We start from the raw sequence: 25635 nt of genomic DNA, 5'->3' as shown, positions 1-25635 counted from the left end.
CACCATGTTGGTCGACAGCCACTGCCATTTGGATTTTCCGGACTTTGCGGAGGATCTCGACGGGATCGTGTCGCGGGCGCGAGCGGCTGGTATCGGCCGCATGGTCACCATTTCGACGCGGGTGAGAAAGCTGAACCAGCTTCTGGCCATCGCCGAGCGCTACGACGACGTCTATTGCTCGGTCGGCACCCATCCGCACAACGCGGACGAGGAAGACGGCATCGCGCCGGACGAGCTGATCGCACTGACGCAGCACCCCAAGGTCGTCGCGCTCGGCGAAGCCGGGCTCGACTATTTCTACGACAACGGCTCGCCGGAGGCGCAGGCGAGGGGCTTTCGTGCCCACATCGCCGCCGCCCGCGCCACCGGCTTGCCGCTGGTGATCCACACCCGCGAGGCGGATGAGGATTGCGGCCGTATCCTGGAAGAGGAGACGGCAAAGGGATCGTTTCGCGCGGTGTTGCATTGTTACACCGGCGGGCGCGAGCTGGCGCTGAAGGCGGTCTCGCTCGGGCTCTATATCGGCTTCACGGGCATCCTGACCTTCAAGAAGTCCGAGGCCTTGCGCGCGCTTGCGGCCGAACTCCCGTCCGACCGTATTCTGGTTGAAACGGATTCGCCCTATCTTGCGCCGGGCAAGTTCCGGGGCAAGCGCAACGAACCGGCCTACGTGGTCGAGGTCGCAAAAGTGCTCGCCGAAACACGCGGCGTGTCGTTTGACGAGATCTCGCGCCAGACAAGCGAAAACTTCTTTCGCCTGTTCTCCAGGGTGAAAGCTTAGAACTGGGAGCCGCATGACGCTGACGCTGACGATCCTGGGCTGCGGCTCCTCCGCCGGCGTGCCGCGCCCGGCACTCGGCTGGGGTGCCTGCGATCCCAACAATCCCAAGAACCGCCGTCGCCGCTGTTCGCTGCTGGTCGAGCAGACATCAGACGAGGGCACCACGCGTATCGTGATCGACACCTCGCCGGACCTGCGCGAGCAATTGCTCTCGACCAATGTCGACCACATCGATGCAGTGTTCCTGACCCACGAGCACGCCGATCAGACCCATGGCATGGACGATCTGCGTTCGGTGGTGATGCACATGCGCCGGCGGATTCCGACGTATCTCAACCAGACGACTGCGAACGACATCATGTCGCGGTTCTCCTATTGCTTCGTCTCGCCGGCGGGCAGCGATTACCCGCCGATCCTGACGGCGCAGTCGATCGAGGCTGGTGAAAGCCAGACCATCCAGGGGAAGGGCGGCCCGGTGACGATGACCGCCTTCCTGGTGCAGCATGGCAACATTCCTGCGCTGGGCTATCGCATCGGCGATGCCGCCTACACACCCGACCTCAACGACATCCCGCGCGAGAGCTGGGGCGCCCTGGAAAATCTGGATCTCTGGATCGTCGATGGCCTGCGCTACACCAGCCATGTCAGCCATTTCAGCATCAACGACGCGTTGTCCTGGATCGAGCGCTTCAAGCCGAAGCGCGCCGTCATCACCAACATGACGGCCGACGTCGATTATGAGGTGATCCGGCAGTCGCTGCCGGCGGGAGTGGTGCCCGCGTATGACGGGCTGCGGCTCGAGACCCGCTGAACCTGCGGTGGAAATTCCGGCGAGAGCCGGCATACTCCTTGCTTGCGCTGGCCCCATCATGTTGATCTAACGTCTGAAAGACAGGGCGCTGGGCAGGGGCGATATTCATGCAGGACCGGCGCGCGACGTGCGATCGCCGGGACCGTCTGAATCGCCTCGTGTGAGGATGGGGATCGCGTTGGCAGGGGACGATGTCACGAGCCGGGGACCGGTGCGACGCGCGCTGGATCTCCTTTATCTCGGTGCGGGCTACGCCGCCGGCGCCTTCATGGTTGCGATCTTTGCAATCATGATGATCATGTCGATCGGGCGCCAGTTTGCGGTCAACATTCCCGCCGGCGATGATTTCGCCTCCTGGTGCATGGCCGCGATGGCATTCCTCGGCCTCGCTCACACCTTCAAGCGCGGCGAGATGATCCGGGTCGGCCTGCTGCTGGAGCGTTTGCATGGGCGCTCCAAACAGGTTGCGGAGGTCGTGGCCCTCGGCATTGCCGCTGCTTTCATCCTCTATTTCACCCGGCATGCCGTGCAGATGACCTACGATTCCTGGCGCTTCAACGACGTGGCGCAGGGCGTCGTCGCGCTTCCGCTCTGGATTCCGCAGCTCGGGTTTTCCGGCGGACTCGTGATCCTGTCGATCGCGCTCATTGATGAAATGGTCAGTGTCGTCAGCGGCAACCGGCCGAGCTACGAGAAGGGCTCGCCGGACGAGACCCCGGACGAATTCATCGAACGCATCTCACAGGGCGGCGGAGGTTGACGATGGCCAATCTCGGCATGATCGAACTGTCGTTCATTCTGCTCGGCGTCATGATCGTGCTGCTGGGAAGCGGCATCTGGATCGCGGTCTCGCTCGGCCTCGTCGGCTTCGTAGCGATGGCGCTGACCACGAGCCTGCCGCTCGGCTCGGTGCTTGCGACCACGACATGGAGCGCAAGCTCGTCATGGACGCTCGCCGCGCTGCCGCTGTTCATCTGGATGGGCGAGATCCTCTTCCGCACTAAATTATCCGAGGAGATGTTTCGAGGCCTGTCGCCCTGGGTGCAGTGGCTGCCGGGGCGTCTGACCCATGTCAACGTGATCGGCTGCGGCATCTTCGCGGCGGTGTCGGGCTCATCGGCGGCGACCTGTGCAACCATCGGCAAGATCGCGCTGCCCGAACTGGACAAGCGCGGTTACGACAAGGGCCTCAGTCTCGGCTCGCTCGCTGGCTCCGGCACGCTCGGCCTGCTGATCCCTCCGTCGATCCCGATGGTGGTCTATGCGGTCACGGCGAATGTCTCCGTGCTTCAGGTGTTCCTCGGCGGCTTTCTGCCCGGCGTGCTCGTGATGGTGCTCTATTCCGGCTACATCATCATCTGGTCGCTGCTGAACCCGAAGAAGATTCCGCCGCGCGATCCCCCGATGCCGTTTCGCCAGAAGCTGCGCGAGTCGGCCAGGCTTGCGCCCTGCCTGTTGCTGATCCTGGCGGTCTTCCTCTCGCTCGTGCTCGGCTTTGCGACGGCGACCGAATGCGCCGCCTGGGGCGTTTCGGGCGCGCTGCTGCTGGCGTGGTGGAGCCGCACGCTCACGCGCAAGAACTTCCTCGAGAGCATCATGAGCGCGACGCGCCTGACCTGCATGATCATGCTGATCCTGGCGGGCGCTGCCTACACGACCGCAGCGATGGCCTATACGGGCATTCCGGCGGCTCTCGCCACCTGGGTCCAGGGCCAGCAGCTCACGCCGGGCATGCTCGCGCTGTATCTGAGCATCATGTACATCATCCTGGGATGCCTGATCGACGGCATCTCGATGATCGTCCTGACCGCCGTGATCGTGCTGCCGATGGTCAAGCAGGCCGGTCTCGACCTGGTCTGGTTCGGCGTCTATCTCATCATCCACGTCGAGATGGCGCAGATCACGCCGCCGGTCGGTTTCAATCTGTTCGTGCTCCAGAACATGAGTGGGCGTGATACCTTGACCGTCGCGCGGGCGGCGTTCCCGTTCTTCGTGCTGCTGCTCGCGGCCGTGTTCATCATCACGGAATATCCGCAGATCGTGATGTTCTTGCCCAAGCTCGCTTTCCCAGACTGAGCGTACCGTTTGAATTGACTGTGAGGAGAAGCCCGATGATGTCTCGTTTATTCCGCGCATCCCTGATCGCCGGCGCCGTGCTGGCCGCGACACCCGCTTTGGCTCAGACCAAATGGAATCTGCCGGCGGCGTATCCGGCCGACAATCCGCACTCCGAGAACCTCGTTGCCTTCGCCAAGGACGTCGAAGCCGCCACGTCCGGCAAGCTCCAGATCACGGTCCATCCGGGCGCCTCACTGTTCAAGGCGCCCGACATCAAGCGCGCGGTGATGACCGGGCAGGCGCAGATGGGCGAAGTCTTGCTGTCGATCCACGAGAACGAGGATCCGGTATTCGGGGTCGACGTCGTGCCGTTTCTGGCGACCAGCTTCCCGGACGCCATGAAGCTGTACCAGGCGTCGAAGCCGCTGATTACGAAGAAGCTGGAGGCGCAGGGGCTCAAGCTCCTGTTTGTCGTGCCGTGGGCGCCGCAGGGCGTCTATGTCAGCAAGCCGCTTGCGACCATCGAAGACATGAAGGGCCTGAAATGGCGGGCTTATAACGTTGGAACTGCGCGCATCGGCGAACTGGTCGGTGCGCAGTCCGTCACCATTCAGGCCGCCGAGCTGCCGCAGGCACTTGCGACCGGCGTCGTGAACTCCTTCATGTCGTCAGGCGGCACAGGCTACGATGCGAAGGCATGGGAGTCGCTGAAGTACTTCTATGACGTGCAAGCCTGGATCCCGAAGGACTACACCTTCGTCAACAAGGCTGCGTTCGAGGCGCTCGACAAGCCGACCCAGGAGGCCATCCTCAAGGCCGCCGCGACCGCGGAAACCCGCGGCTGGAAGGCTTGGCAGGACAAGAGCACCTGGTACATCGATCAGCTCAAGGCTAAGGGCATGACGGTCGAGCCGCCGAGCCCGGCCCTGAAGGCCGGCTTCCAGAAGATCGGCGAACAGCTCACCGCCGACTGGCTCAAGAAGGCGGGAGCCGACGGCCAGGCTTTGGTTGACGCCTACAAGAAGATGTGAGGGCAGGAATATCTTCCGTTCGCTTTCGCGACGCGAGCGGAAGGTCTCTCCCGTATCAGCGGCAATTGTCTACCAGGCAAGATCACCAGGCGTAACGCAGCACGGCCTTGCTGGTGGGAGCGCTCCGGGGAGCGGAGCCGAAAACCTCGCACCGGCGACACGGCCGCTGCGTTCCTGGACATGGTCATCCGGGATTAAGCTTTGCGGACCAGTCGCCAGCGTCCTGGCGTGGCACCCGTTGCTGCTGAGAACGCTCTGGTAAAATGGCTCTGATCCGCGAAGCCGCATTTGATGGCGATTTCCGTGAGCGATAGGGGCGAGCTTGCCAGCAGGCTCTTGCTTTGCTCGATACGCTGATTCATCAACCATCGATGCGGCGGTGTTCCCGTGCTGACTCTGAATGCTCGGGCGAAGTGGGCGGCTGACACGCCACACTCAGCGGCAATTCGGGCCAACGCGATCTCGCCATCGAGATTTGCGCGAAGGAGTGCCTTCGCGGTCCGAAGTTGCCATGGCGCCAATCCGCTGCGGTGAGAGCGATTGCGAGGTTGGCCGACGGCATAGGTCTTGAGAAAATGCGTGTTGAGCGCCATCGCGACGTGGCCCACGAAAAGCTCGTTGGCCTCATGCGGTCTTTCGAGCGCCGGCAGAAGGCAAGCACCCAGATGAGCCATGACTGGATCCAGGAAGTTCGCGCCCGCGACAACGTCATATTCGACGCGACCAAGATCAAGCTGGCTCGCCAATTCATTTAGCGTGCCGTGCGGTAGATACAGGTAGAGAAAGTCAAAGGGATCGCGGAAATGAACGACCGTTTCACATCGCAGATCGTAGATGCTCGTCTCGTCTTTCAAGGCGCCCTTGAGCGCATATCGGCCATCCAGCCACGACTCCGCTCTCTGATGCTGCAGCCGAAGGCAAAGTGCGAAGGCCTCGTCCGGAGGCGATGGCAGCGTCGGATCGCCGACCGGTCCGGAATATGCCATCCGCACCGCGGCGAACGTTCCTTTTTGTAGCGACTTGACGAGGCCCGAGCTCGGCTCGCTGATCATTGGAAATAGCTTCGCAAGCCGGTCGCCGTAGAGGCCATCATCGGTCATGATGTGTCTCCACTGCGCGGCCGAACACGACCGACCCACTCTGCGTTCGGTTTTGAGGCCCTTGCCTGATTTCCTTCCAGGCCCGTTTCGATCAATCGTGGCTCAGGACGTTCAAGCACCTCGGGTCGGATGACCTTAGATCTAGGCAACACTTCAACTTTCACGTTGGTTGCCTCCGGGAGCATTGATGTATTTCAAAACGATCAAACCGCACGTCGTGTCGGGGTCGGCGCAGACCAATCTGTCTTTCCTGGAAGATATCGTCCGCGCGGCCCGTTCTCGGTTCGCCGCGCTTGTGGACAAACTCGCCGGATTGCAGGCCAGGACATTATCGAGGGCCTCGATCGAGCGGAGTTCACATGACGACAATCCGGGCAGCCGCGCGCTCGGTCTGGCGACCGTGACCGATGATCTGCTCGCGATCGTCACAGTGATGGATCGGATGGCAGGCGAGCTCCTGCTGGAATCCGAGCAATTATGGGCCTCGGTCGGATATGTTTCCGGGAACGTCCACAAGATCGCCTTTGGACGGTGGCGATTGCTCGGTAGCCGGAAGCGGAACGATCTGTTCGCCGCCGCGATCGACGACAGGCTGAGGCGCACGCCGCGCTTGGTGATCTCGCTGCTGGAGGTTGCTACCATCCTGGAGGAAGCGGTTGCAGACCTGCATCCAGTCCAGACTGGCGAAGGGGCTCGCAGCAGGTAGCGATATCGCCACCGATCATCGCGACGTCGTATCTGGGTAGCATGCGCGTTCGACCGAACGCGCATGCCAAGAGTATTGCGGGGCCGCCGCCCACATGGCGATGGATCCGCAACTTCGAACGTCATTCGCCCGCCCCGACAATGACGGAAACCGGCCTTTGCTCCTTCGAGAGGGCTCGGTAGATCAGTCCGCCGGCAGTGGCCCCGATGAGCCAACCCCAGTCGCCGACGTTGAAGATCAGTCCATAGGCGCCTGCCAGCGAGAGTCCGATCGACAGAGTGCCGGACACCGCAAGTGCAATCAGCGCCTTGTAGTTCCAGCCGCCGTCGTAATGGAATTCACCGGCTGGTGACATTGTATAGAGGTCCTCCAGCACGACGATTTCCTTTTTCACGAGATAGTAGTCGGCGATCATGATGCCGAACATGGGCCCGAGCGCAGAGCCGAAGATGCTGACGAACAGCGTGATGGCCGACGGGCTGGCCACGAACAGCCAGGGGCAGACGAGTACCGACAGGATCGACGTGATGAGGCCTCCCAGCCTGAAATTGATGCGCTGGGGATTCAGGTTGGAGATGTCGTAAGCCGGCGAAACGAAATTCGCGACGATGTTGATGCCCATCGTCGCGACGATGAACGTGATCGATCCGATAACGACGACGAACGGATTGCCGATCTTCTCCACGATCAGCACTGGATCCATGATCGCCTCGCCAAACACCTTCAGCGTACCGGCCGTCACGATCACTGTGATGATCGAGAAGACCAGGAAATTGACGGGAAGCCCGAGCAGATTGCCGGTTTTCATGGCTCGCTCATCCTTGCCGAACCGGGCGAAGTCGCCGAAATTGAGCAGGAGCGCCGAGAAGTAGGCCACGATCAGCATCGCGGCATTCGCCATCACGCCAATCGTCGCCGCGGTTGTGGCGGCCGGCGGGCTGAGTTGAAGAGACAGGCTTGAGAAACCGGCCTGCCATAACATCCAGATCGCCAACGCGAACATGACGACGTAGACCACGGGTCCGCAGAAATCGATGAAGCGGCGGATGCGCTCCATCCCGCTGAGGAAGATGAGAAGTTGGAACAGCCACATGAAAAGGAAGCTGAACCATGCGAGCGTCGACAGGCCGGCGATGCTGTTGTGCGTGAGATCGGCGGCCGACGGCATCAGAGTGACGATCAGGACTTGCACCGCCTTCGAGGCGAAGTAGGTCTGCACGCCGTACCAGACAATGCCGACGACGCCCCGCACCATGGCGGCGAGATTGGCGCCCATCACCCCGAACGAGATGCGGGCCACGACCGGGAACGGAATGCCGTAGCGTAGCGAGGGCCGTCCGATCAGGTTCATCAGGAAGTAGACCGCCGTGATACCCACCAGCATCGAGATCAGCACCTGCCAGCCTGTCAGGCCGAGAAAGAACAGGCTCGCCGCGAATGTGTAGCCGCCCACGGAATGGACGTCCGACATCCACATCGCAAACAGGCTGAAGACACCCCAGGTTCGGCCCTCAGGCGCGGTTGGAGCAAGGTCGTGATTGTAAAGCTTTGGATGGGCGCCGGTGATGATCAGCGTGGGAACGTCGCCGCTGTTGGATGACATGTCCTCTACCTCGGATTTGCTGGCGCAGGGCAACGGCGTTGGAAGCCGCAGTCCCTGCTATGGGTGCTCGCACTTTGCGGAAGATCGGGTCGAAGCAAGCGACATGCCATTTTATAACGATCGATAAAATCATTTTACGATCGATAAAATATTTTTACAAACACGAATTTCGGATCTGGCGCCGGCTACCGGCGCAAAACGCCTCGCTGCAACCGAAAATCCAGTGCGGTTCTGGCTAGGATGTCCCGCACGTGAGCGTAATGGCGGCGGGGGGAAACAGGGCCGCTGGCGAAAAACGAACGGCCGAACAAAGGGCTAGGCGCCAGCCTCGGCAGGGCCCGAAAGACCAAGTCCGCCGAGAACGAGCTGGACGATCGTCGCCTTGGCCGCGGTGTAGTCGGCCTCTTCGAGCTGTCGCTTACCTTTCATGATGATCATCTGGCTGGAATAATCGGCATAGGCCTGGGTCATCGCCCAGATGCAGAAGAAAAGATCGACGGCGCTGATCGGCCGAATCGCCCCGCTGGCGGTCCATTGGTCGAGCGTCTTGACCTTGTCGAGCAGCAACGGGGTCGAGACTTTTTCAATGAAGCTGCCGATGAATTGAGCGCCGCTGATGATTTCGTTGGCATAGATGCGCGACAGATGCGGGTGATCTCGCGAGAAATCGATCTTCCTGCTGATGTAGCGCACGAGGATGGTCTCGACATCGGACGTCATGTCGAGACTGTCCATGTCTCGTGCCCACATGTTCATCGCACGTTCCAGCACCGCGCGATACAGATCCTCCTTGTCTTCGAAATAATAGTAAATGTGGGGTTTCGCGATCGATGCTTTTTTAGCGATCAGTGCCGTCGTCGCTCCGCGAAAGCCGAAATGCCCAAAGACGAACTCTGCCGCATCGAGGATTTTTCCCTCGATGTCCGGGCCCGGCGCTGCCTTGCGGCCACCTTTTGGCGCGCGGCGGATGCGAAAGAGCTTCAACTTGTCGGCGGGGATGGCTGCCATAAAGCCTCGATAGGGAGCTTCGCCTTCACCGGCGAAGGCTGAGCGGGATCGGTCGCCGGATTGATGTCGGCGATTCCGGCTGGACGTTGCCTTGCCTGTCCAGCTTTATCAAGCAATTAGGACGGCAGGGGCCGCTCAATGCGTTGCCAGACTCATGGAATCGGCTCAGGCCGAGATCGCCTTCGCCGATCCCGCTTCGTTGCGCAGCAGGAATTTCTGGATCTTTCCCGTTGACGTTTTCGGGATCGGTCCGAACACCACGGCCTTCGGCGTCTTGAAGCCGCTCATATGCGAGCGGCAGAAGGCGATGATGTCGGCTTCGCTCGCGCTCGCGCCGTCCTTCAGCTCGACGAAGGCGCAAGGCACTTCACCCCATTTCGGATCGGGCTTTGCGACCACGGCGGCGAACAGCACGGCGGGGTGCTTGTAGAGGATGTCCTCGACCTCGACGGAGGAAATGTTCTCGCCGCCGGAGATGATGATGTCCTTGGAGCGATCCTTGATGATGACGTAACCATGCGCATCGAGCACGCCGAGATCGCCGGTGTGAAACCAGCCGCCCTCGAAGGCTTCCTTGGTCGCCTTGTCGTTCTTGAGATAGCCTTTCATCACGATGTTGCCGCGGAACATGACCTCGCCGATGGTCTCGCCGTCGCGCGGCACTTGCCTCATGGTCTGGGGATCGATGACGGTGACGGCTTCCTCGAGCGGGTAGGGCACGCCCTGCCGCCGCTTCAGGCTGGCGCGCTCGGCGGCGGGCAGATCATCCCAGCCAGGCTGCTCGGCGCAGACGGAGGCGGGGCCGTAGACCTCGGTCAGGCCATAGACGTGCGTCAGCTTGATGCCGATGCTCTCGGCGCCCTCGAGCACCGCGACCGGCGGCGCGGCACCGGCGATCAGACCGACGACATGGCGGGCGGCGCCGCCCTTCGGGGCATCGGGCGCGTTGATCAGGGTGTTGTAGACGATCGGCGCGCCGCACATGTGGGTGACGCCGTGCTGCTTGATCAGCTCGAAGATCTTCGTCGGCTCGACCTTGCGCAGGCAGACATTGATGCCGGCAGCCGCCGCAATGGTCCAGGGGAAGCACCAGCCGTTGCAGTGGAACATCGGTAGCGTCCAGAGATAGACCGGATGCTGGCCGAGTTGGCCTGCGAGAATATTGCTGACGGCATTCAGATAGGCGCCGCGATGATGGGTGACGACGCCCTTGGGATTGCCCGTGGTGCCCGAGGTATAGCTCAGTGCGATCGCGTCCCATTCGTCGCCCGGCAGGATCGCCGCGAAGTCAGGATCGCCTTGCGCGAGCGCGGCCTCATACTCGATCTCGCCGATGCGCCCGCCGCCCTTGAAGGCAGCATCGTCGACGTCGATCACGAACGGTTTTGGGCCACTCATCTGTGACAGCGCATCGGTGATCACGGCGGAAAACTCGGGGTCGACCAGAATGATCTTTGCGCCGCCATGGTCGAGCTGAAATGCGATCGAAGGCGCATCCAGCCGGATGTTCAGCGCGTTGAGCACGGCACCCGTCATGGGGACGGCGAAATGCACCTCGTTCATCGCCGGAATGTTCGGCAGCATCGCCGCGACGGTGTCGCCGACGCCGATGCCCTTGCCGGCAAGATACGAAGCAAAGCGCTTGCAGCGCTCATGCGTCTCGCGCCAGGTGAAGCTGCGCCCCTCGTAGACCGTGCTGACATGATCGGGATAGACCGCGGCGCTGCGTGCGAGGAAGCTCAACGGGCTCAGCGGCACGTAGTTGGCGGGCGTCTTGTCGAGGCCGATATTGTACTGGTTCTGCCGCTCACTCATCGACACCTCCCTCACGCGCCGGCCTACAGGAATCCGATGGAGATCCACGGAAACACGGCGACGACGATCAATCCTACCAGTAGCGCCAGCAGATAGCCCCAGATCGGCCTGATGCCTTCGGCCGGATCGACGCGTCCAATGGCGCAGGCGGCATAATAGCCAACCCCAAAGGGCGGGGCGAATAGCCCGATACCCATGGCGAGAATGATCACCATGGCATAGTGCACCTCGTGCACGCCGACCGCACGCGCAATCGGAAACAACAGCGGCCCGAACAGCACGATCGCGGGGATGCCCTCCAGCACACTGCCGAGGATGGTGAAGGCCAGGATCGAGACGGCGATGAAGGTCGCCGCGCCGCCCGGCAATCCGGTCATGGCGGACGCCAGCGAGCGCGAGAAGCCTGATTGCGTCAGGCCCCAGGCCATGCCGGTGGCCGTGCCGATGATCAGCAGGATCGCGCCCGACAGCGCAGCGGTCTCGACCAGCATCGGAAACAGCCGCCGCCAGTCGAAGCGGCGGTAGACGAGCAGGCCGACCAGGGCGCCATAGACGATGCCGATGGTGGAGACTTCGGTGGCGGTCGCGATGCCTTCGACCACGGCGTAGCGGATCACGAAGGGCAGCGCGAGCGCGGGCAGGGCGATGACGAAGGTCTTGCCGATCTCGCCGCCTGTGGCGCGGCGGACATGGCTCATGTCCTCGTGGCGGTAGCGCCACCACACCAGCATGCACAGCGTGATCGCGAGCACCACGCCGGGCAAGAGGCCGCCGGTGAACAAAGCGGCGATCGAGACGCCGGTGACCGAACCGATCGTGATCAGCACGAGGCTCGGCGGAATGGTCTCGGTCTGCGCGCCGGTCGCCGCCAGAAGCGCGACGAGATCGCCGGGCTTGGCGCCGCGCTGTTTCATCTCCGGGAACAGCACGGGCGCGACCGCGGCCATGTCGGCCGCCTTGGCGCCGGAGATGCCGGAGACCAGGTACATCGCGCCGACCAGGACGTAATGCAGTCCGCCGCGGACATGGCCGAGCAGGCTGGCTAGGAACGCCACCATGGCCCGTGCCATGCCGGTCATTTCAATCAGGAGCCCCAGGAATACGAACAGCGGCACCGAGAGCAAAATGAGGTGGCTCATGCCCTCGTCCATCCGTCCGACCAGCACCATGACCGGCGTGCGCGTGGTCAGTGCCAGATAGCCGAAGATGGCGAGCCCGAAGCCGAACGCGATGGGAACGCCGGCAAAGACGCAGAAGCCGGCGACGCCCACGAAGAAGATGACGAGGTTGAGATTGCCGAGCGGTCGCAGATAAGGCTGCGCCAGCCAGAACAAGCCGACGACGATGGCAACGGCGACCGCGGCCGTCAGCACCATGCGGTAATCGGCTGCGCGCAGCAGCCGCAACAGCGCGAACGCCGCCATCAGGCAGATACCGGCCGGAAGCGCCGCGGCGCGCCACATATTGGAGATCTGCAGCGCCGGCGTGGTGATGAAGCTTTCCTCGTAGGCGTAGTCCCAGGACGGCCAGACGATCAGCGCCAGGAAGGCCAGCGCCGCGCAGGTCGCGACGAGATCGAGCCAGGCCCGCGTGGCCGGCTTGGCGCTGCCGACGACCGCAGTCATGCGCATGTGCTCGGAGCGGCGGAACGCGACCGCCGCGCCCAGCATGGCGAGCCACAGGAACAGGATCGAGGCGAGCTCGTCCGACCAGATCAGCGGCCGGTGCAGGCCGTAGCGCGCGACCACGCCGGCAAACAGGATCGCGATCTCGGCGACCACCAAAATGGCCGCAGGGATTTCGACGAGGAGGCCGAGTGCGCGCTCCGTCGAGGCCAGCAACGAAGGTCGGCGAGGGGACCGAACAGTCGCCTCGCCCGCCACTCCGCTCCCTTCGACCTCAACATGAGCCATGACGGCTCCAACGCGTTACGACAGCTTGCCGACGGCCTTTTCCAGCAGGTCCCAGGCCTGATCGCCATATTTGCCTTTCCACTCGGCATAGAAGCCGGCGGACCGCAGCTTGTCGCGGAACGGCGCAACGGCGGGCAGGTTGAAGGTCAGGCCCTTGCCCGCGAGCTCCTGCTGCAGATTGGCATTGAGCTTGGCGGTGTCCTCACGCTCCTTGACTGCGGCCGCATTGATGTTCTTGGCGACGACCGTGCGAATATCCTCCGGCAGCGCGCTCCAGGCCTTGCGATTGGCCAGGAACCAGAAGCCGTCCCACATGTGGTTGGTGAGCGAGCAGTATTTCTGGACTTCGTAGAGCTTGGCGGTCGAGATGATCGCCAGCGGGTTCTCCTGGCCCTCGACGATCCTGGTCTGCAGCGCGGAATAGACCTCGGCGAAATTGATCGAGGCGGGCGCCGCATCGAACGCCTTGAACATCGAGGTCCACAACGGCGACACCGGCACGCGGATCTTGAAGCCCTTGAGATCGTCCGGACCGGTGATCGGCTTGCTCGACGACGTGGTCTGGCGGAAGCCGTTGTCCCAGATCTTGTCCATGACCTCGAGCCCGGCCTTCTTGATCTCGCCGCGGACAAAGGCGCCGAGATCGCCGTCCATGGCCTTCCAGACCGTGCCGTAGTCCGGGAACGCGAAGCCGATGCCGTTGATGGACGCCGCCGGCACCAGGGTCGACAAGATCAGCCCCGACAGCGTGAAGAACTCGACGCCGCCGGACCGGATCTGGCTCAGCATGTCGGTGTCGGACCCGAGCTGGTTGTTCGGGAAGATCTGGAGGTCGAACTTGCCACTGGTCTCGGCCTTGATCGCCGCCGCCATCTCCTTGGCGCGCACGTTCAGCGGATGGGTGTCCGGCAGGTTGTTGGCGTATTTGTAGGTGAACTCGGCGCTCTGGGCGCGGGCCACATGGGGCGCACTGAGGCCGCCCAGGACCGCGGTCGCGGCGGAGGCCTTGAGAAGCGTGCGGCGGGAAAAGCTCATGGGTCTGCTTCCTCGGAAAGTTTGTTGTTGTTCTGAGATGCAAACCTATACGGACGGACGGTCAGAAGGTCATCTGCGATCTCGCGAAGCCTCGCTTATTGCAGCCGGACATCCTCACGGCAATATCGGCTTTCGGAGGCATGGGCCGGATTCAAAAACGCGAAAACAACCCCATGCACAGTAGCCGTCAAAAGCTGGGGCGACGTGCCACGGCCGGTCCGGAAAAGAACGAGGAACGAAGGTTCAGTGAGAGGAATTCCAGCTAAGTAATTGACCTGATTGTATATAAATATATTCCATAATATACCTTATGCGAATCGTAGATATGGCTGTGCAGATCAGGCCAGATCATTCCGCAGCTACCCAGAACCCCGCTCTCGGCTCACACTTGGTGCCAAACAAGCCCCGGGCAAACCGCGGCAGCGGTTGATGCCCACGCCACCATGGGAGGTTCGTCATGCAGGAGAACGTCGCCCGCGCAGACCGCTCGCGCGCCATTCCATTCGATGCCGCCAAGCTCGACCGCCTGATGGAGGCCGCCGGCCTCGACGTTCTGGTCGCGACCTCCAAGCACAATGTGCAGTACCTGCTGGGTGCCGACCGCGCGATCTTCTTCGACTACATGGATGCGCTGGGCGTCAGCCGCTATCTGCCGGTCCTGGTCTATCCCAAGGGTGCGCCGGAGAAAGCGGTCTATATCGGGCACCGGCTGGAGACCCATCAGCGCGCTGTTGCGCCGCCCTGGGTGGCGCAGGTCCGGACCGAGTCCAACGGCTCGGTCGATGCGATCACGCGGGCCGTCAGCCTGATCCGCGGCGCCGGCGTGCCCCTGAAGCGAGTCGGGGTCGAGATGGCGTTCCTGCCGATGGATGCAGGCCGGGCGCTCAGTGACGCCCTGCCCGGTGCCGAGCTCAAGGACGCGCTGCTGGTGCTGGAGCGGCTGCGTGCGGTCAAGTCGGCGGAGGAGCTGGCAAAACTCAAGACGGCGTCCGAACTGGTGACCGCCTCGATGCTGGCGGTGATCGCCGGGCACGGGCCGGGCACGACCAAGCAGCAATTGTCGGACGCCCTGCGGATCGCCGAAGCCAATCGAGGGCTGACCTTCGAATACTGCCTGCTCGCCTGCGGCAACAGCCACAACCGGGCGCCGTCGGCGCAGCGCTGGGAGCAAGGTGACGTGCTGTCGCTCGATTCCGGCGGTAATTATCACGGCTATATCGGCGACCTCGCGCGCATGGCCGTGCTCGGTGATCCCGATACCGAGCTGAAGGACTGTCTGGCCGAGATCGAAGCGGTCCAGCGCGCGGCCTTCGCCGCGGTGCGGCCCGGCGCCATGGGCGGCGACATCTACGTCGCGGCCGAGCGGCAGCTGGCGAAAATCACCCAGCGCGACTGCACGGAGTTTCTGGCCCACGGCATGGGCCTCGTTAGCCACGAGGCCCCTCGCCTGACCGCCAAGGGTCCGGTTCCCTACGACGACACCGACGCCCGGCTGCCGCTCGAAACAGGCATGGTGGTGTCGATCGAGACCACGATGAAGCATCCGAAGCGTGGGTTCATCAAGCTCGAGGACACGGTCGCAGTGACGGCGACGGGATATGAGATTTTTGGCGAGGGTGGCCGCGGCTGGAATTTGGGTGGAAGCACACGTTGATCTGAGACCCTCATGGTGAGGAGCGCGGAACGCGCGTCTCGAACCATGAATGGCCCAGCTCTCGCCAGTGGCCATCCTTCGAGACGCCCGCGTTGCGGGCTCCTCAGGATGAGGTGCGGAGTGTCCTGAAGCTGCGCAGCTACCGCGCCATCAGCAGCTCCAACTGGCTCTGCGCCTTCTTCACGGCCGTCGCGTACCAGCCCTGGCTCGGTGCTTCCTTGGCGAAGCACGCCGTGTACGCGGTCATCGCATTGTCTTCGCGGGTGATGTCGCCGCGCGGGTCCTTCTTGTCGATGGGCCTCGCCATCATCTGCTTCCAGACTTTCTCGCAGGCCGGCATCTCGGCCGTCTTCACGGCGTCGCTGACGGCGAGAAAGAAGACCTTGTCGCCCTGGATCGCGACGACGTCGATTTCATGCGGCGGTCCCTTCAGATCGCCATTGCCGCGCACGCCCAGTACAGCAACCGCCGCGCTTGCGCCCGCGGGCTTCGTGATCGGCAGCTCGGCATATTTGGCGAAGGCGGAGTCCTGGATCGCCTGATAGTAGAAGCGGTCCGACTTGAACGCGGCGCCAATCTCCTGCGGCATGCCGTCCTCGCGGTGCTCGCGAAGCCAGTGCTTGAGCAGCGCGGTGGTGGTCACGACGGCCTGCATCTTGTCGCCTTCGGACGCGAAGCCGAGGCCGTCGAGATGGCCGAAGCCGGAGTCCCCCCTTGAAGAGCGTGTCCGCGTTCGTCCTGCCGTCGGCCGGCAGTCCCTTGATCGCGACTGGGCCCACCAGGCCGCGCAGGACGCCCGTCAACTCCTTGAGCGCCGCGTCATGCTGCTTGGTGGTCTCGTCGTTTTCCGCAGCCTTCGAGAATTTCGCCATGTAGCGATCGCGCAGGTCGAGATAGTGCTGCTCGGGCGTCGCCGCATGAGCGGGCGTCGCCAGGACGAGCAGGCAGAGCAAGGCAAGCGATCTCATTCGAAGTCCGAAAGGCTGGGGGTGATCTCCTGTCTTTGTGCCGATGCCGGACGGGAAGGTTCATCCGGCAAGCCGGGTGCCCTACTCCGCCGGTGTGAGCTGCCGGTTCAGCCGCATCGCAGCCGTTTCCCGCACGCGCACACGCGCGCGGCGCTTGCGCCACCAGATCACGATTCCGGTGACCGAGAGTGCCGCCACCACCAGCCCCATGATCGAGATCAGGATGCGGCCGAACAGCCCGACGATGCGGCCCGAATGCAGCGGGAATTGCGCCTGCACGAAGATGTCGGCGGCGGTGCCGACCCAGGGCAGCCGTTCGCCGATCGGACGGCCGTCCTCGCTGTCGTAATAGAGCTGCGCCGGGCCGACCCCGCCGGCGCCGTGATCGTCGCCGGGATGGAAAAAGGCGGCGGCATAGACGCCATGAGCCGGCCCGTAATTGATAGAGCCGACCGGGACGGTCCACCCTCGCCCATTGCCGTCGGCCGCAGCGCGCGCCGCGATCTCGGCGAAAGTCACCTTGGGCTCGATGGGATCGTCGAGATCGCGATACGGCCGCTGCTCATAGGGCGTCGGCGTGTAGTTCGACACCATCTTCATCAGCGGCGAGAACACCTCGAAATAGAGGTTCAGCGAGAACGCCGTGAAGGCGATGATGAACAGCACGCCCCAGGTCCACAGGCTGAAAGCGCGGTGGATGTCGAAATTGATCCGGTAGGCGCTGCCTGACGGCTTGATGGTCCATGCCGGCGCCCAGCGCGCCCAGAAGCCGCGTTCGAGCTGGCGCGTGACCTGAGGCGCCCGCGCCGCCCTGGCGCGCCGCCGCGAGGGCAGCGTCAGGTAGAAGCCGACGAAGCAGTCGATGGTCCAGATGATCGCGATGATCCCGAGCAGGCGCATACCCCAGCGGTCGCTGCCCCAGAATTCCGGGATGTGCATGGTGTAGTGCAGCTTGTAGAGGAACGAGACGAAGTTTTCGCGCGTCACCGGCCACACTGCGCCCCAGTAGCGGCGGCCGAGCTCGACGCCGGTGTTGGGATCGAGGAAGATCTGATTGTAGTCGAGCGCGTAGCGCTTGCCGGTCGCGGGATCGATCCGCGGCATGACAAAGAACCACAGCGAGCGGCCCTCCTCCGGCGTCATGAACAGGTAGACCACGCGCGCACGGGGATCGCGCTGCTCGATCATCTTGGCGAGATCAATCGAGGGAATCTCCGGGCCCTTGCTGCTGACGTCGAACAGATGGCTGTTCAGGACCTCGTCGATCTCATGGTCCCAGGAGATGATCGCCCCGGTGATGCCGGAGAAGAACAGGAACCCGGCCGTGAGCAGTCCCGCCCAGCGATGCAGCCTGCCGAATATCGCTCTCATCGTTCGCCCTCGTTCCAACTCACCAGCGGTAGGTCAGCTTGCCGATGGCCTTGCGACCCTCCGCGTAGAAGCAGCCCGACAGGCTGTAGCAGGCGGCGACATAGCGGGTGTCGGCGAGGTTGGTGACGTTCAGCGATAGCCGCCAATTGTCCCTTGTGTAGGCGAGCAGCGCGTCCAGCACGGTCGAGGATCCGACCTTGAACGTGTTGGCGTCATCGCCCCAGGTCGCGCCGACATAGCGGACGCCGCCGCCGAACTGCAGGCCCGCGAGCGGCTCGGTCTGAAGCGTGTAGTCGTTCCACAGCGAGGCGCGGTTGAGCGGCACGGTGACCGGCGCCTTGCCGACATTGACCGGATCCTGCGTGACCATTGCATCGACATAGGCATAGGCCGCGCGCAAGTTCCAGCCGTCGGCGAGCGACATCGTGCCTTCGAGCTCAAGGCCGCGCGATTTTACTTGCCCGGTCTGTTCGGCAATGTTGAGCGGAGGCGCAAAGGTAACGACGTTGTCGCGCGTCAGGTCGAAGGCGGCGAAGGTGAACAGCGCGTTCCAGCCGATCGGCTGATACTTGACGCCCACCTCGTACTGCACGCCGGTCTCGGGATTGAGCAGCTGTCCGCTCGGGCCGGTGGCGAGCACCGGCAGGAACGATTCCGAATAGCTGAAATAAGGCGCGATGCCGTTGTCGAAATTGTACATCAATGCGGCGCGGCCGGTGAAGGCCGATGCATCCTTCGCGACTGACGTGTTGAAGACGCCGCTGTCCACCTGGGTCGTGACGAAATCCTGGCGGCCACTGAGCTGGAACGAGAGCCGGCCGAGCTTGATCTGGTCCTGGGCGTAGAGGCCGACTTGCGACTGCTTGACGCCGGTATCGTCGCTCATGGCGCCCATGGTCCAGTCGTAGCTGTAGACCGGATTGAAGACGTTGATCTCGGGCGCGGATGTCGTGACGCCAAAGGCGGTGTCGCGGAAGCTGGTGTTGCGGTAGTCGATTCCGACCAGCGTGGTGTGGCTGAGGAAGCCGGTGGTGAACTTGCCCTGGAGCTGATTGTCCACCGCGAAGGAGTTGATGTAGGAGTTGCTGTAGCTGCCGAAACGCGCGAGCTGTCCCGCGGCCTCGTCGGTATAGGCTCCGCCGAAAAACACCTTCTCCTCGTTGTGCTGATAGGCATAGCGCAAATTCTGCCGGAACGTGATGTTGTCGGTGAAATTGTGCGAGAGCTGGTAGCCGGCGGTCGCGATTTCGGTGTTGAACGCGTTGAAGCTCGGCACGCCCGCGAAGAACGAGACCGGGATGGTGCGGCCGTTGTTCGGCCAAACCGTGCCCGAGGCCGGCAAAAACTGAAGGCCCCACCCTGCCCGGTCGCGCTGGTAGTTGGCGAGGATCGTGATAGTGGTGTCCTCGTTCGGCTTGAACGTGACGGCCGGCGCGATGAAGACGCGGTTGTCCTTGGTGAAGTCGACCTGGGTCTCGCCGTCGCGCACCACGCCGGTCAGGCGCCACAGCACGGTGCCGTCCTTGTTGGCGGGACCGCCCACGTCGAACTGGCCCTGGTAGCGGTTGAAGCTGCCGCCGGAGATCGAGACTTCGCCGAACTGCTGCGCCGTCGGCAGCTTGGTCACGTAGTTGAGGATGCCGCCGGTGCCGCTGCCGCCATACATCGCCGAGGACGGGCCCTTGAGGACTTCGAGACGCTCTGCGCCGTAGGGATCGAGACCGTTGAAGTGCACGTAATTGCTGGAGGGAATCCGCAAGCCGTCGACGTAGAGGCCGGACATGGTGGTGTCGAAGCCGCGAATCTGGAGGGCGCCGAAGCGAGTGTCGGAGCCGCCATTGACGTCGCCGCTGACGCCGGCGGTGTAGCGCAGCGCCTCACCGATCGAGACCGCGCCCTGATTCCTGACCTGGTCGGTCGTGACGACGGAGACGGACTGCGGGGTTTCGATCAGCGGCGTATCCGTCTTGGTCGCGGTGCCGCTGCGCGTCGCAACGAAACCGCGCACCGGACCGTTGGCGCGTTCACCCGTGACGCCGTTCGAGGATGCCGATTGGGTTGGCGCGGCTTGCTGCGCGGGAGAGCGACGATCGGCGCGCGCGGTGCGTGTCGCGCCTGACCTTCGCGATGAAGCGACCGCCGCAGGCCGGGCGCGCTGAGCCGGAGCTTCGACGGTGACGGCGGGGATCTGCGTCTGCGCCTCCACGGCACCGAAGGGAATGACGAGAGCAAATGTGCTGGCCGCTCCGAGGAAGAGAATCTGTATCTGTCGACGACGCGTGTCAGAACGCGAAACAAGTTGGAAGTCGGTCACGTCGAGGCCCCACGCACTGCCGGCTTCGCCGGTACCGTTTTTGATGCCTCGCCCTAACGCAGGCGATTTCGGAGTGCGATAGGAACTGCGTTAGAATTTCTCCAGACGCGTGCGCAACGCGTGCGACGAATGCGCTCAGTCGTGTCTCGAAGTCTGGAATGCTTCCAGACCGACAAGAACCTGCTTGTTCGAAATGTCTAAAACGGCGTCAGTGATGTCGCAGACGGCGATTGACCCGGCGCGCGAGATAATCGCCGGCGCTCTGCACGAGCTGCACCAGCGCGATCAGCACCACGACGACGGCCAGCATCATCTCCGGCATGAAGCGCTGATAGCCGTAGCGGATGCCGAGATCGCCCAGGCCCCCGCCTCCGACGGCGCCGACCATGGCGGAATAGCCGAGCAGGCTGACCACCGCGAGCGTCAGCGCCAGCAGAAGACCTGGCAGCGCTTCGGGGATCAGCACCTTGAACACGATCTGCATCGGCGAGGCCCCGAACGAGGATGCGGTCTCGATCAGGCCGCCATCGACCTCGCGGATCGCGGCCTCGACCAGGCGCGCGATGAACGGCGCCGATGCGATCGTCAACGGCACGATCGCGGCCGTCGATCCGATCGAGGTGCCGGCCACCAGCCGCGTGAACGGGATGATGGCGACGACCAGAATGATGAAAGGCGTGGACCGCGTCGCGTTGACGACGATGCCGAGTACGCGATTGACGACGGGCGCCGCGAACAGCTCGCCTTTCCGGCTGGTCGCGAGAAAGACGCCGAGCGGCAGGCCGAAGGCGGTGCCGATCAGCGCCGCGAGCCCGACCATGTACAGGCTCTCGCCGGTCGCCTGGACGATCAGGTTGATGAGTTCAGGCGACATAGCCGAGACGCTCCGCGGGAAATTGAAATTGTGAGAGCCAGGCCAGCGTGCGCGTCGTCGCGTCCTCGCCGCTGGACATGCCGAGAGGGATACCAAGCGTCAGCGAGCCCACATGCTGGCCGCCGATCTCGTCGATGCGGGCCGACAGCAGCGACACGTCGAGGCCGAGTTCGCGCGCGAGCCGCGCCACCAGCGTGTCGCCGGCCCCTGCCCCGCGCACCTGGACGCGGATCACCGCCTGCCCGCCCGCAGGCGGCGCCGAAACGATCCGGCTCGCCAGCGACACCGGCAGGCTGTCTCCGATCACTTCGGCCAGGAAGGATTGCGTGATCGGATGCTTGGGGTGAGTGAAGATGTCGGCGACATGGCCGCTCTCGACGACGCGGCCGGCATCGAGCACCACGACGTCCTTGGCGAGCTGGCGCACCACGGACATCTCGTGGGTGATCAGCACGACGGTCACGCCGAGCTCGCGGTTGATGTTCGCGAGCAGATCGAGGATCGCCCGCGTGGTCTGCGGATCGAGCGCCGAGGTCGCCTCGTCCGACAGCAGCACGCTCGGCCGGGTCGCGAGCGCACGGGCAATGCCCACGCGCTGCTTCTGGCCGCCGGAGAGTTCTGACGGGTAGCGGTCGTGCTTGTCGGCGATGCCCACCAGCGCCAGCAGCTCGGCCACGCGGGCACGGATATCGGCCTTGGCCCAGCCGGCGATCTCGAGCGGCAGTGCGATGTTGGCGGCTGCGGTACGTGAGGACAGCAGGTTGAAGTGCTGGAAGATCATGCCGATCGAGCGCTGCGCGAGCCGCAGTTCGCGGCCTGTGAGCGCCGAGATATCTCTGTTATCGACGACGACGCGGCCGGTGGTCGGCCTCTCCAGGCCGTTGATGAGCCGGACGAGGCTCGATTTGCCGGCGCCGGAGCGGCCGATGATTCCGGTGATCGAACCGCGCGGGATTGCGAAGTCGATGTTTTGCAGGGCATTAACGCCGGGCTTGCCGCGATAGGCTGGATAGGTTTTCGAGATGCCTTCGAAGCGGACCATCGCGTCAGGCGCAGTCGCGGCAGGTGAGATCGCGCGACCTGAGATCGCATCAAGCTGTTCGATCGGCTGTCCGATCGCGAGCGACGGGTGGACGTTCATGGAGGCGGCCTTCATGCACAATAGTTCCGCTCGCCCTTGGGGCATCCGGGAACCGGTCGCATCAAGCGACGGAGAGTGAAACTGCGACGAGGACTCGGCTGGAGCGCGCTGCACCGCAGCAGGCACCATCGCCCTTTCAGGTCACTCTTGCAATGTCAGATATTTGTGGGGAGTTGGACGAAGTTTTCCAAATGTCTCCCCGCTGAAGAAAATTCATCTGCCGCGGTGTTGGCCTCCCGCCCGGCTCAGGTGACCCTCAGCCAAGGCCATACGATCAGCAGGAGCCCCCCGAAATAGAGCATCCCGAAGATCAGCCCAAAGCCCCAGAACTGACCCTTGCCGATATAACCGCTGCCGAAATACATCGGCGCCGGCCCCGTGGCGTAAGGCGAGATCACACCCATCAGGCCGAGCGAATACATGCAGAGCATGGCGAGCGTCGTGACCGGCAGGTCGGGGATGCCGGATCCGACCGCGAGCACCACGGGCAGCACGGCGGCGGCATGCGAGGTGATGCTCGAGAAGAAGTAGTGGATCCAGAAGAACAGCGCGACCAGCAGGAGCATCGCGGTCGACGGCGACAGCCCGGCGAGCGGCTTTGCATATTCGGTGGCGAACCATTTGATGAAGCCGATCTCGTTGAGACCCGAGGCCAGCGTCAGCAGCGAGGTGAAGTAGAAGAACACCTCCCAGGCGCTCTTCTCCGCGACGATGTCGGCAAACTCGATCACGCCCGTCACCAGCATCAGCGAGATCACGATGAACACGACGGTGGTGGCGTTGACGAAATTCGAGCCCAGAAGCGGCACGCGGATGTCCGGGCTCGAGCCCGCGATCCACAGGAACATCGCGAGCAAGATCAGCGTCAGCATGATCCATTCGTTGCGCGACATCGGGCCCATCTCCGCGAGCTCCTTCGATGCCCATTCGGAAATTTCCGGGCTGCTCTTCACCTCGGGGCGGCAGACCGCGTAGCTGAGCAGTGGGACCAGCACCATCAGGAGGAGGCCGAGCGGCGCAAAGCCCAAGAACCATTGCGCCCAGCTGACGTCGATTCCGACGGTCTTCTTGGCGATGGCCAGCGCCGCCGCATTGGGTGCGAGCGCGGTGAAAAACAATGAGCTGGTGACGGCAGTCGACGCGAACGCGGTCCACATCACGTAGGTGCCGATCTTGCCGGCGGTCGGTCCAGGCTCGGAGCCGTAGATGCGCGGGATGTTGCTGATGATGGGATAGACGATGCCGCCGCTGCGCGCGGTGTTGGACGGCGTCGCCGGCGCCAGCAAGAAGTCCGATATCGCCACCGCATAGCCGAGGCCAAGCGTGTTGCTGCCGAGCTTTTGCACCAGCACGAGCGCAATACGCCGGCCCAGCTGGCTCTTGCGATAGCCGATCGAGAACACGAAGGCGCCGACGATCAGCCACACCGTGCTCTCGGCAAAGCCCGCCAGCATCCAGCGCAGCGACTTGGTCGGGTCGGGATCGATATAACCGCCGACGCCGGCAACCGTCAGCCCGATCAGGCCGACCGCGCCCACCGGCATCGATTCCAGGATGAGCCCGGTGATGACGGCCGCGAAGACGGCAAAATAGTGCCACTGATTGACGTTGAGCCCTGCCGGCACCGGAAACAGATAGATCACCAGCCACACCGCGAGCGGCGCGATCAGCTTCCAGCGAAACCCTTTCGCCTCAGGCGCCTGCGAGCTAGTGGTCATGGGCCCTCCCCCTCGATCGTCATTGTCGTTTGCCGGCCCGTTGATCGGGCCTATTTTGTCCCAGCGCCGCGTATACGGATAGTCCGCGGCGCAATCAATGGCCCCAGCCTGTTTCTACCGCCCTCTGAACTTCGGTTTGCGTCGCGTCAGGAACGCCTCGACGCCCTCCTTGTGGTCCTCGCTGAGGCTTGCCAGGGCGAACTGGTCGACGTCCATGTGGCTGGCGAGATTATCCAGCGCGTGCGCCAGCCGGTTGACCGTGAGTTTCGTCATGGCGACGGAGAGCGGCGGCTGCGCTGCCACCTTGCGCGCAAGCTCCATCGCGGCATCGAACGCATGGCCGGGATCGACCACCTGCTCGACCAGGCCCCACGCATAGGCCTCATCCGCGCTGATGCGCTGATCGGCCAGGATCACCGCCTGCTTGGTGCGAGCCGGGCCGATCAGATGCAGCATGCGCGGAATGCTTTGCCAGCTCATGTTCATGCCGAGCCCGATCTCGGGCACGCGCAGATGGGCATCGCGTCCCATGACGCGAAAGTCGAGCGCGACGGCCAGCGCCACGCCACCGCCGACGCAAAAGCCCTCGATGGCGGCGATCGTGATCTGCTCCATCTCCTGCCAGGCGTGGGTCAGGCGCGGTCCGAGCTTGAGATGCCGCCGCAGCGTGCCGAGGTCCATCTCCTTGCGCGAGCGGCCTTCGGCATCCTTGAGGTCGAAGCCGGCGCTGAACGCGTCCGCGCTGCCTGTCAGCACCACGACGGAGGTCGCGGCGTCATCCTCAAAACTGCGCGCGGCCGCGGTGAGCTGGCGCAGCGCCTCCGGCGACAGCGCATTGATGCCATCGCCGCGGTCGAACCGCACCACCGCAATCCGCCCCTCCGGCCCGAGGCCCTTCTCGATCTTGACATAGTCAGGCAACGCAAACTCCCCTGGTCTTGGTCTTCCTGGCGCTCACAGATGCCCGGTACGCCGATGTTCGGGTTCGCTTCCATGGACCGGAAACCGGATCGTGGTGCCGATGGTGATCCAGTTGGCATTTTCGCCGGTGATGTTGCGGCCGTAGATCACATCGACGGAGAATATCTCGTTCGGTCGGTAGCGGACACCGGTCTGGAAACGCGGCTGCACGGCGCTTGCGATCTCGGAGGCGCCGGCTTGCCCGTAAGCCTCGATCGTCCATTGCAAGGTGTCGGTGAATTTCCAGTCGAAGCCGATGCCGTAGGTCAGGTAGTGGCGATCCACCGTGCGATCCCAGAGCCAGCCGCCATTGACGTTGATGCGCATGGTCTCCGACAGGCGGAAGGTCGCGGGGACGACGGCAAAGGCGGATAGCGCATCGCCGGTCGCCGCGTCGAACGATCCGCCGCCATAGGCCGACAATCCCCACCGGCCGATCCCGGTCGGGATGAAATTCGTCTTGGCTTTTGGAGCGACCGTCGTGCTCCAGTCGCCATCGCTGCGGGCCCGGATGGTCTGCAGGCTCAGCTCGATCGGCCGGAAGGGGTCGACAACACAGGAGGGATTGGCGACCGCCGAAAAATCCGTGTTGGAAGCCGTCGACATCCAGCTCTCCACCTTGCAGGAGCCGACCTCGGAAATGTCGGCGGCATCGACCGCATAGGCGCCATTCGCGGCGCGCGCATCCTGCGCCGCGAATGCGCCAAGAGCCGCGATTGCGGCGGTTATTCCGGTTCTTGCAGCCCAGCCCATGGTGTGATGTTAGCAGAGTCT

General features: G+C 63.5%; 20 protein-coding genes and 1 pseudogene. 7 read left to right on the top strand and 14 right to left on the bottom strand.

What is annotated here, in order from left to right:
• The first annotated feature begins 4 nt into the window (after positions 1-4).
• The 5 genes from ABIB80_RS21110 to ABIB80_RS21090 all read left to right on the top strand — a co-directional run bounded on the left by ABIB80_RS21110 (position 5) and on the right by ABIB80_RS21090 (position 4681).
• A complete protein-coding gene (locus tag ABIB80_RS21110; protein WP_219684310.1) occupies positions 5-781 on the top strand; it encodes a TatD family hydrolase in 777 nt (258 codons plus the stop codon).
• A 13-nt stretch (positions 782-794) separates the two neighbouring features.
• On the top strand, positions 795-1592 hold the full coding sequence (locus tag ABIB80_RS21105) for an MBL fold metallo-hydrolase (protein WP_007591086.1): 798 nt from the start codon (positions 795-797) through the stop codon (positions 1590-1592).
• Between the two features lie 166 nt (positions 1593-1758).
• The gene (locus ABIB80_RS21100) at positions 1759-2352 is read left to right on the top strand and encodes a TRAP transporter small permease (RefSeq protein ID WP_007591089.1); all 594 of its coding nucleotides are present in this window, start codon (positions 1759-1761) and stop codon (positions 2350-2352) included.
• 2 nt (positions 2353-2354) lie between these two features.
• Entirely contained in the window at positions 2355-3668 is a 1314-nt protein-coding gene (locus tag ABIB80_RS21095) for a TRAP transporter large permease (protein WP_007591091.1), read from the top strand.
• 35 nt (positions 3669-3703) lie between these two features.
• The gene (locus ABIB80_RS21090; protein WP_007591093.1) at positions 3704-4681 is read left to right on the top strand and encodes a TRAP transporter substrate-binding protein; all 978 of its coding nucleotides are present in this window, start codon (positions 3704-3706) and stop codon (positions 4679-4681) included.
• Between the two features lie 194 nt (positions 4682-4875).
• Here the strand turns inward: ABIB80_RS21090 and ABIB80_RS21085 are convergent, their stop codons facing one another.
• Positions 4876-5781, bottom strand: a complete 906-nt coding sequence (locus tag ABIB80_RS21085) for an AraC family transcriptional regulator (RefSeq protein ID WP_354128237.1) — start codon at positions 5779-5781, stop codon at positions 4876-4878.
• A 187-nt stretch (positions 5782-5968) separates the two neighbouring features.
• On the opposite strand from ABIB80_RS21085, the gene ABIB80_RS21080 reads away from it, so the two are divergent.
• Positions 5969-6487 (top strand): hypothetical protein, encoded by a 519-nt coding sequence (locus tag ABIB80_RS21080; protein WP_354128236.1) that lies wholly within the window; start codon positions 5969-5971, stop codon positions 6485-6487.
• 121 nt (positions 6488-6608) lie between these two features.
• Here the strand turns inward: ABIB80_RS21080 and ABIB80_RS21075 are convergent, their stop codons facing one another.
• The 5 genes from ABIB80_RS21075 to ABIB80_RS21055 form a co-directional block, all read right to left on the bottom strand.
• Complete coding sequence (locus ABIB80_RS21075; RefSeq protein ID WP_354128235.1) at positions 6609-8090, bottom strand: NCS1 family nucleobase:cation symporter-1; 1482 nt, start codon at positions 8088-8090, stop codon at positions 6609-6611.
• A gap of 315 nt (positions 8091-8405) precedes the next feature.
• Positions 8406-9098 carry a TetR/AcrR family transcriptional regulator gene (locus ABIB80_RS21070; RefSeq protein WP_007591097.1) on the bottom strand — a complete coding sequence of 231 codons (693 nt, stop codon included), beginning with the start codon at positions 9096-9098 and terminating at the stop codon, positions 8406-8408.
• A gap of 165 nt (positions 9099-9263) precedes the next feature.
• Complete coding sequence (locus ABIB80_RS21065; RefSeq protein ID WP_354128234.1) at positions 9264-10913, bottom strand: acyl-CoA synthetase; 1650 nt, start codon at positions 10911-10913, stop codon at positions 9264-9266.
• Positions 10914-10936: 23 nt separating this feature from the next.
• Positions 10937-12826, bottom strand: coding sequence for a TRAP transporter large permease (locus tag ABIB80_RS21060; protein ID WP_354128233.1), 1890 nt, complete (start codon positions 12824-12826; stop codon positions 10937-10939).
• A gap of 15 nt (positions 12827-12841) precedes the next feature.
• On the bottom strand, positions 12842-13861 hold the full coding sequence (locus ABIB80_RS21055) for a TRAP transporter substrate-binding protein (protein WP_219684298.1): 1020 nt from the start codon (positions 13859-13861) through the stop codon (positions 12842-12844).
• 457 nt (positions 13862-14318) lie between these two features.
• On the opposite strand from ABIB80_RS21055, the gene ABIB80_RS21050 reads away from it, so the two are divergent.
• Positions 14319-15515, top strand: a complete 1197-nt coding sequence (locus ABIB80_RS21050; RefSeq protein WP_219684297.1) for a M24 family metallopeptidase — start codon at positions 14319-14321, stop codon at positions 15513-15515.
• 139 nt (positions 15516-15654) lie between these two features.
• Here ABIB80_RS21050 and ABIB80_RS21045 read toward each other — a convergent pair.
• The 8 genes and pseudogenes from ABIB80_RS21045 to ABIB80_RS21010 all read right to left on the bottom strand — a co-directional run bounded on the left by ABIB80_RS21045 (position 15655) and on the right by ABIB80_RS21010 (position 25614).
• A pseudogene (locus ABIB80_RS21045) lies at positions 15655-16483 on the bottom strand (hypothetical protein).
• Between the two features lie 81 nt (positions 16484-16564).
• Positions 16565-17854, bottom strand: coding sequence for a siderophore utilization protein FsrB (fsrB, locus tag ABIB80_RS21040; protein ID WP_354128232.1), 1290 nt, complete (start codon positions 17852-17854; stop codon positions 16565-16567).
• 19 nt (positions 17855-17873) lie between these two features.
• Positions 17874-20168, bottom strand: a complete 2295-nt coding sequence (locus tag ABIB80_RS21035) for a TonB-dependent siderophore receptor (RefSeq protein WP_473253595.1) — start codon at positions 20166-20168, stop codon at positions 17874-17876.
• 208 nt (positions 20169-20376) lie between these two features.
• Entirely contained in the window at positions 20377-21042 is a 666-nt protein-coding gene (locus ABIB80_RS21030; RefSeq protein ID WP_219684292.1) for a methionine ABC transporter permease, read from the bottom strand.
• Positions 21032-22198, bottom strand: coding sequence for a methionine ABC transporter ATP-binding protein (locus ABIB80_RS21025; RefSeq protein WP_354128231.1), 1167 nt, complete (start codon positions 22196-22198; stop codon positions 21032-21034). The genes ABIB80_RS21030 and ABIB80_RS21025 overlap by 11 nt, the downstream gene beginning before the upstream one ends.
• Positions 22199-22428: 230 nt before the next feature.
• Positions 22429-23901: a DASS family sodium-coupled anion symporter gene (locus ABIB80_RS21020; RefSeq protein WP_007591112.1), complete on the bottom strand. Its 1473-nt coding sequence runs from the start codon at positions 23899-23901 to the stop codon at positions 22429-22431.
• 114 nt (positions 23902-24015) lie between these two features.
• A complete protein-coding gene (locus tag ABIB80_RS21015) occupies positions 24016-24822 on the bottom strand; it encodes an enoyl-CoA hydratase/isomerase family protein (protein ID WP_007591115.1) in 807 nt (268 codons plus the stop codon).
• Between the two features lie 33 nt (positions 24823-24855).
• Positions 24856-25614: a PA4824 family protein gene (locus tag ABIB80_RS21010; protein WP_219684289.1), complete on the bottom strand. Its 759-nt coding sequence runs from the start codon at positions 25612-25614 to the stop codon at positions 24856-24858.
• Between the last annotated feature and the right edge of the window lie 21 nt (positions 25615-25635).

It is taken from the genome of Bradyrhizobium sp. i1.15.2, from assembly GCF_040548425.1.
Classification (GTDB): domain Bacteria; phylum Pseudomonadota; class Alphaproteobacteria; order Rhizobiales; family Xanthobacteraceae; genus Bradyrhizobium; species Bradyrhizobium canariense.
Note: the sequence above shows the minus strand (reverse complement) of the source record. Positions and strands in the feature narration are given on the sequence as shown.

Bases quoted from the DNA above. Each gene is read 5' to 3' on its own strand.
- ABIB80_RS21110 (WP_219684310.1), top strand. From the start codon at position 5: ATGTTGGTCGACAGCCACTGCCATTTGGATTTTCCGGACTTTGCGGAG.
- ABIB80_RS21105 (WP_007591086.1), top strand. From the start codon at position 795: ATGACGCTGACGCTGACGATCCTGGGCTGCGGCTCCTCCGCCGGCGTG.
- ABIB80_RS21100 (WP_007591089.1), top strand. From the start codon at position 1,759: ATGGGGATCGCGTTGGCAGGGGACGATGTCACGAGCCGGGGACCGGTG.
- ABIB80_RS21095 (WP_007591091.1), top strand. From the start codon at position 2,355: ATGGCCAATCTCGGCATGATCGAACTGTCGTTCATTCTGCTCGGCGTC.
- ABIB80_RS21090 (WP_007591093.1), top strand. From the start codon at position 3,704: ATGATGTCTCGTTTATTCCGCGCATCCCTGATCGCCGGCGCCGTGCTG.
- ABIB80_RS21085 (WP_354128237.1), bottom strand. From the start codon at position 5,781: ATGACCGATGATGGCCTCTACGGCGACCGGCTTGCGAAGCTATTTCCA.
- ABIB80_RS21080 (WP_354128236.1), top strand. From the start codon at position 5,969: ATGTATTTCAAAACGATCAAACCGCACGTCGTGTCGGGGTCGGCGCAG.
- ABIB80_RS21075 (WP_354128235.1), bottom strand. From the start codon at position 8,090: ATGTCATCCAACAGCGGCGACGTTCCCACGCTGATCATCACCGGCGCC.
- ABIB80_RS21070 (WP_007591097.1), bottom strand. From the start codon at position 9,098: ATGGCAGCCATCCCCGCCGACAAGTTGAAGCTCTTTCGCATCCGCCGC.
- ABIB80_RS21065 (WP_354128234.1), bottom strand. From the start codon at position 10,913: ATGAGTGAGCGGCAGAACCAGTACAATATCGGCCTCGACAAGACGCCC.
- ABIB80_RS21060 (WP_354128233.1), bottom strand. From the start codon at position 12,826: ATGGCTCATGTTGAGGTCGAAGGGAGCGGAGTGGCGGGCGAGGCGACT.
- ABIB80_RS21055 (WP_219684298.1), bottom strand. From the start codon at position 13,861: ATGAGCTTTTCCCGCCGCACGCTTCTCAAGGCCTCCGCCGCGACCGCG.
- ABIB80_RS21050 (WP_219684297.1), top strand. From the start codon at position 14,319: ATGCAGGAGAACGTCGCCCGCGCAGACCGCTCGCGCGCCATTCCATTC.
- fsrB (WP_354128232.1), bottom strand. From the start codon at position 17,854: ATGAGAGCGATATTCGGCAGGCTGCATCGCTGGGCGGGACTGCTCACG.
- ABIB80_RS21030 (WP_219684292.1), bottom strand. From the start codon at position 21,042: ATGTCGCCTGAACTCATCAACCTGATCGTCCAGGCGACCGGCGAGAGC.
- ABIB80_RS21025 (WP_354128231.1), bottom strand. From the start codon at position 22,198: ATGAAGGCCGCCTCCATGAACGTCCACCCGTCGCTCGCGATCGGACAG.
- ABIB80_RS21020 (WP_007591112.1), bottom strand. From the start codon at position 23,901: ATGACCACTAGCTCGCAGGCGCCTGAGGCGAAAGGGTTTCGCTGGAAG.
- ABIB80_RS21010 (WP_219684289.1), bottom strand. From the start codon at position 25,614: ATGGGCTGGGCTGCAAGAACCGGAATAACCGCCGCAATCGCGGCTCTT.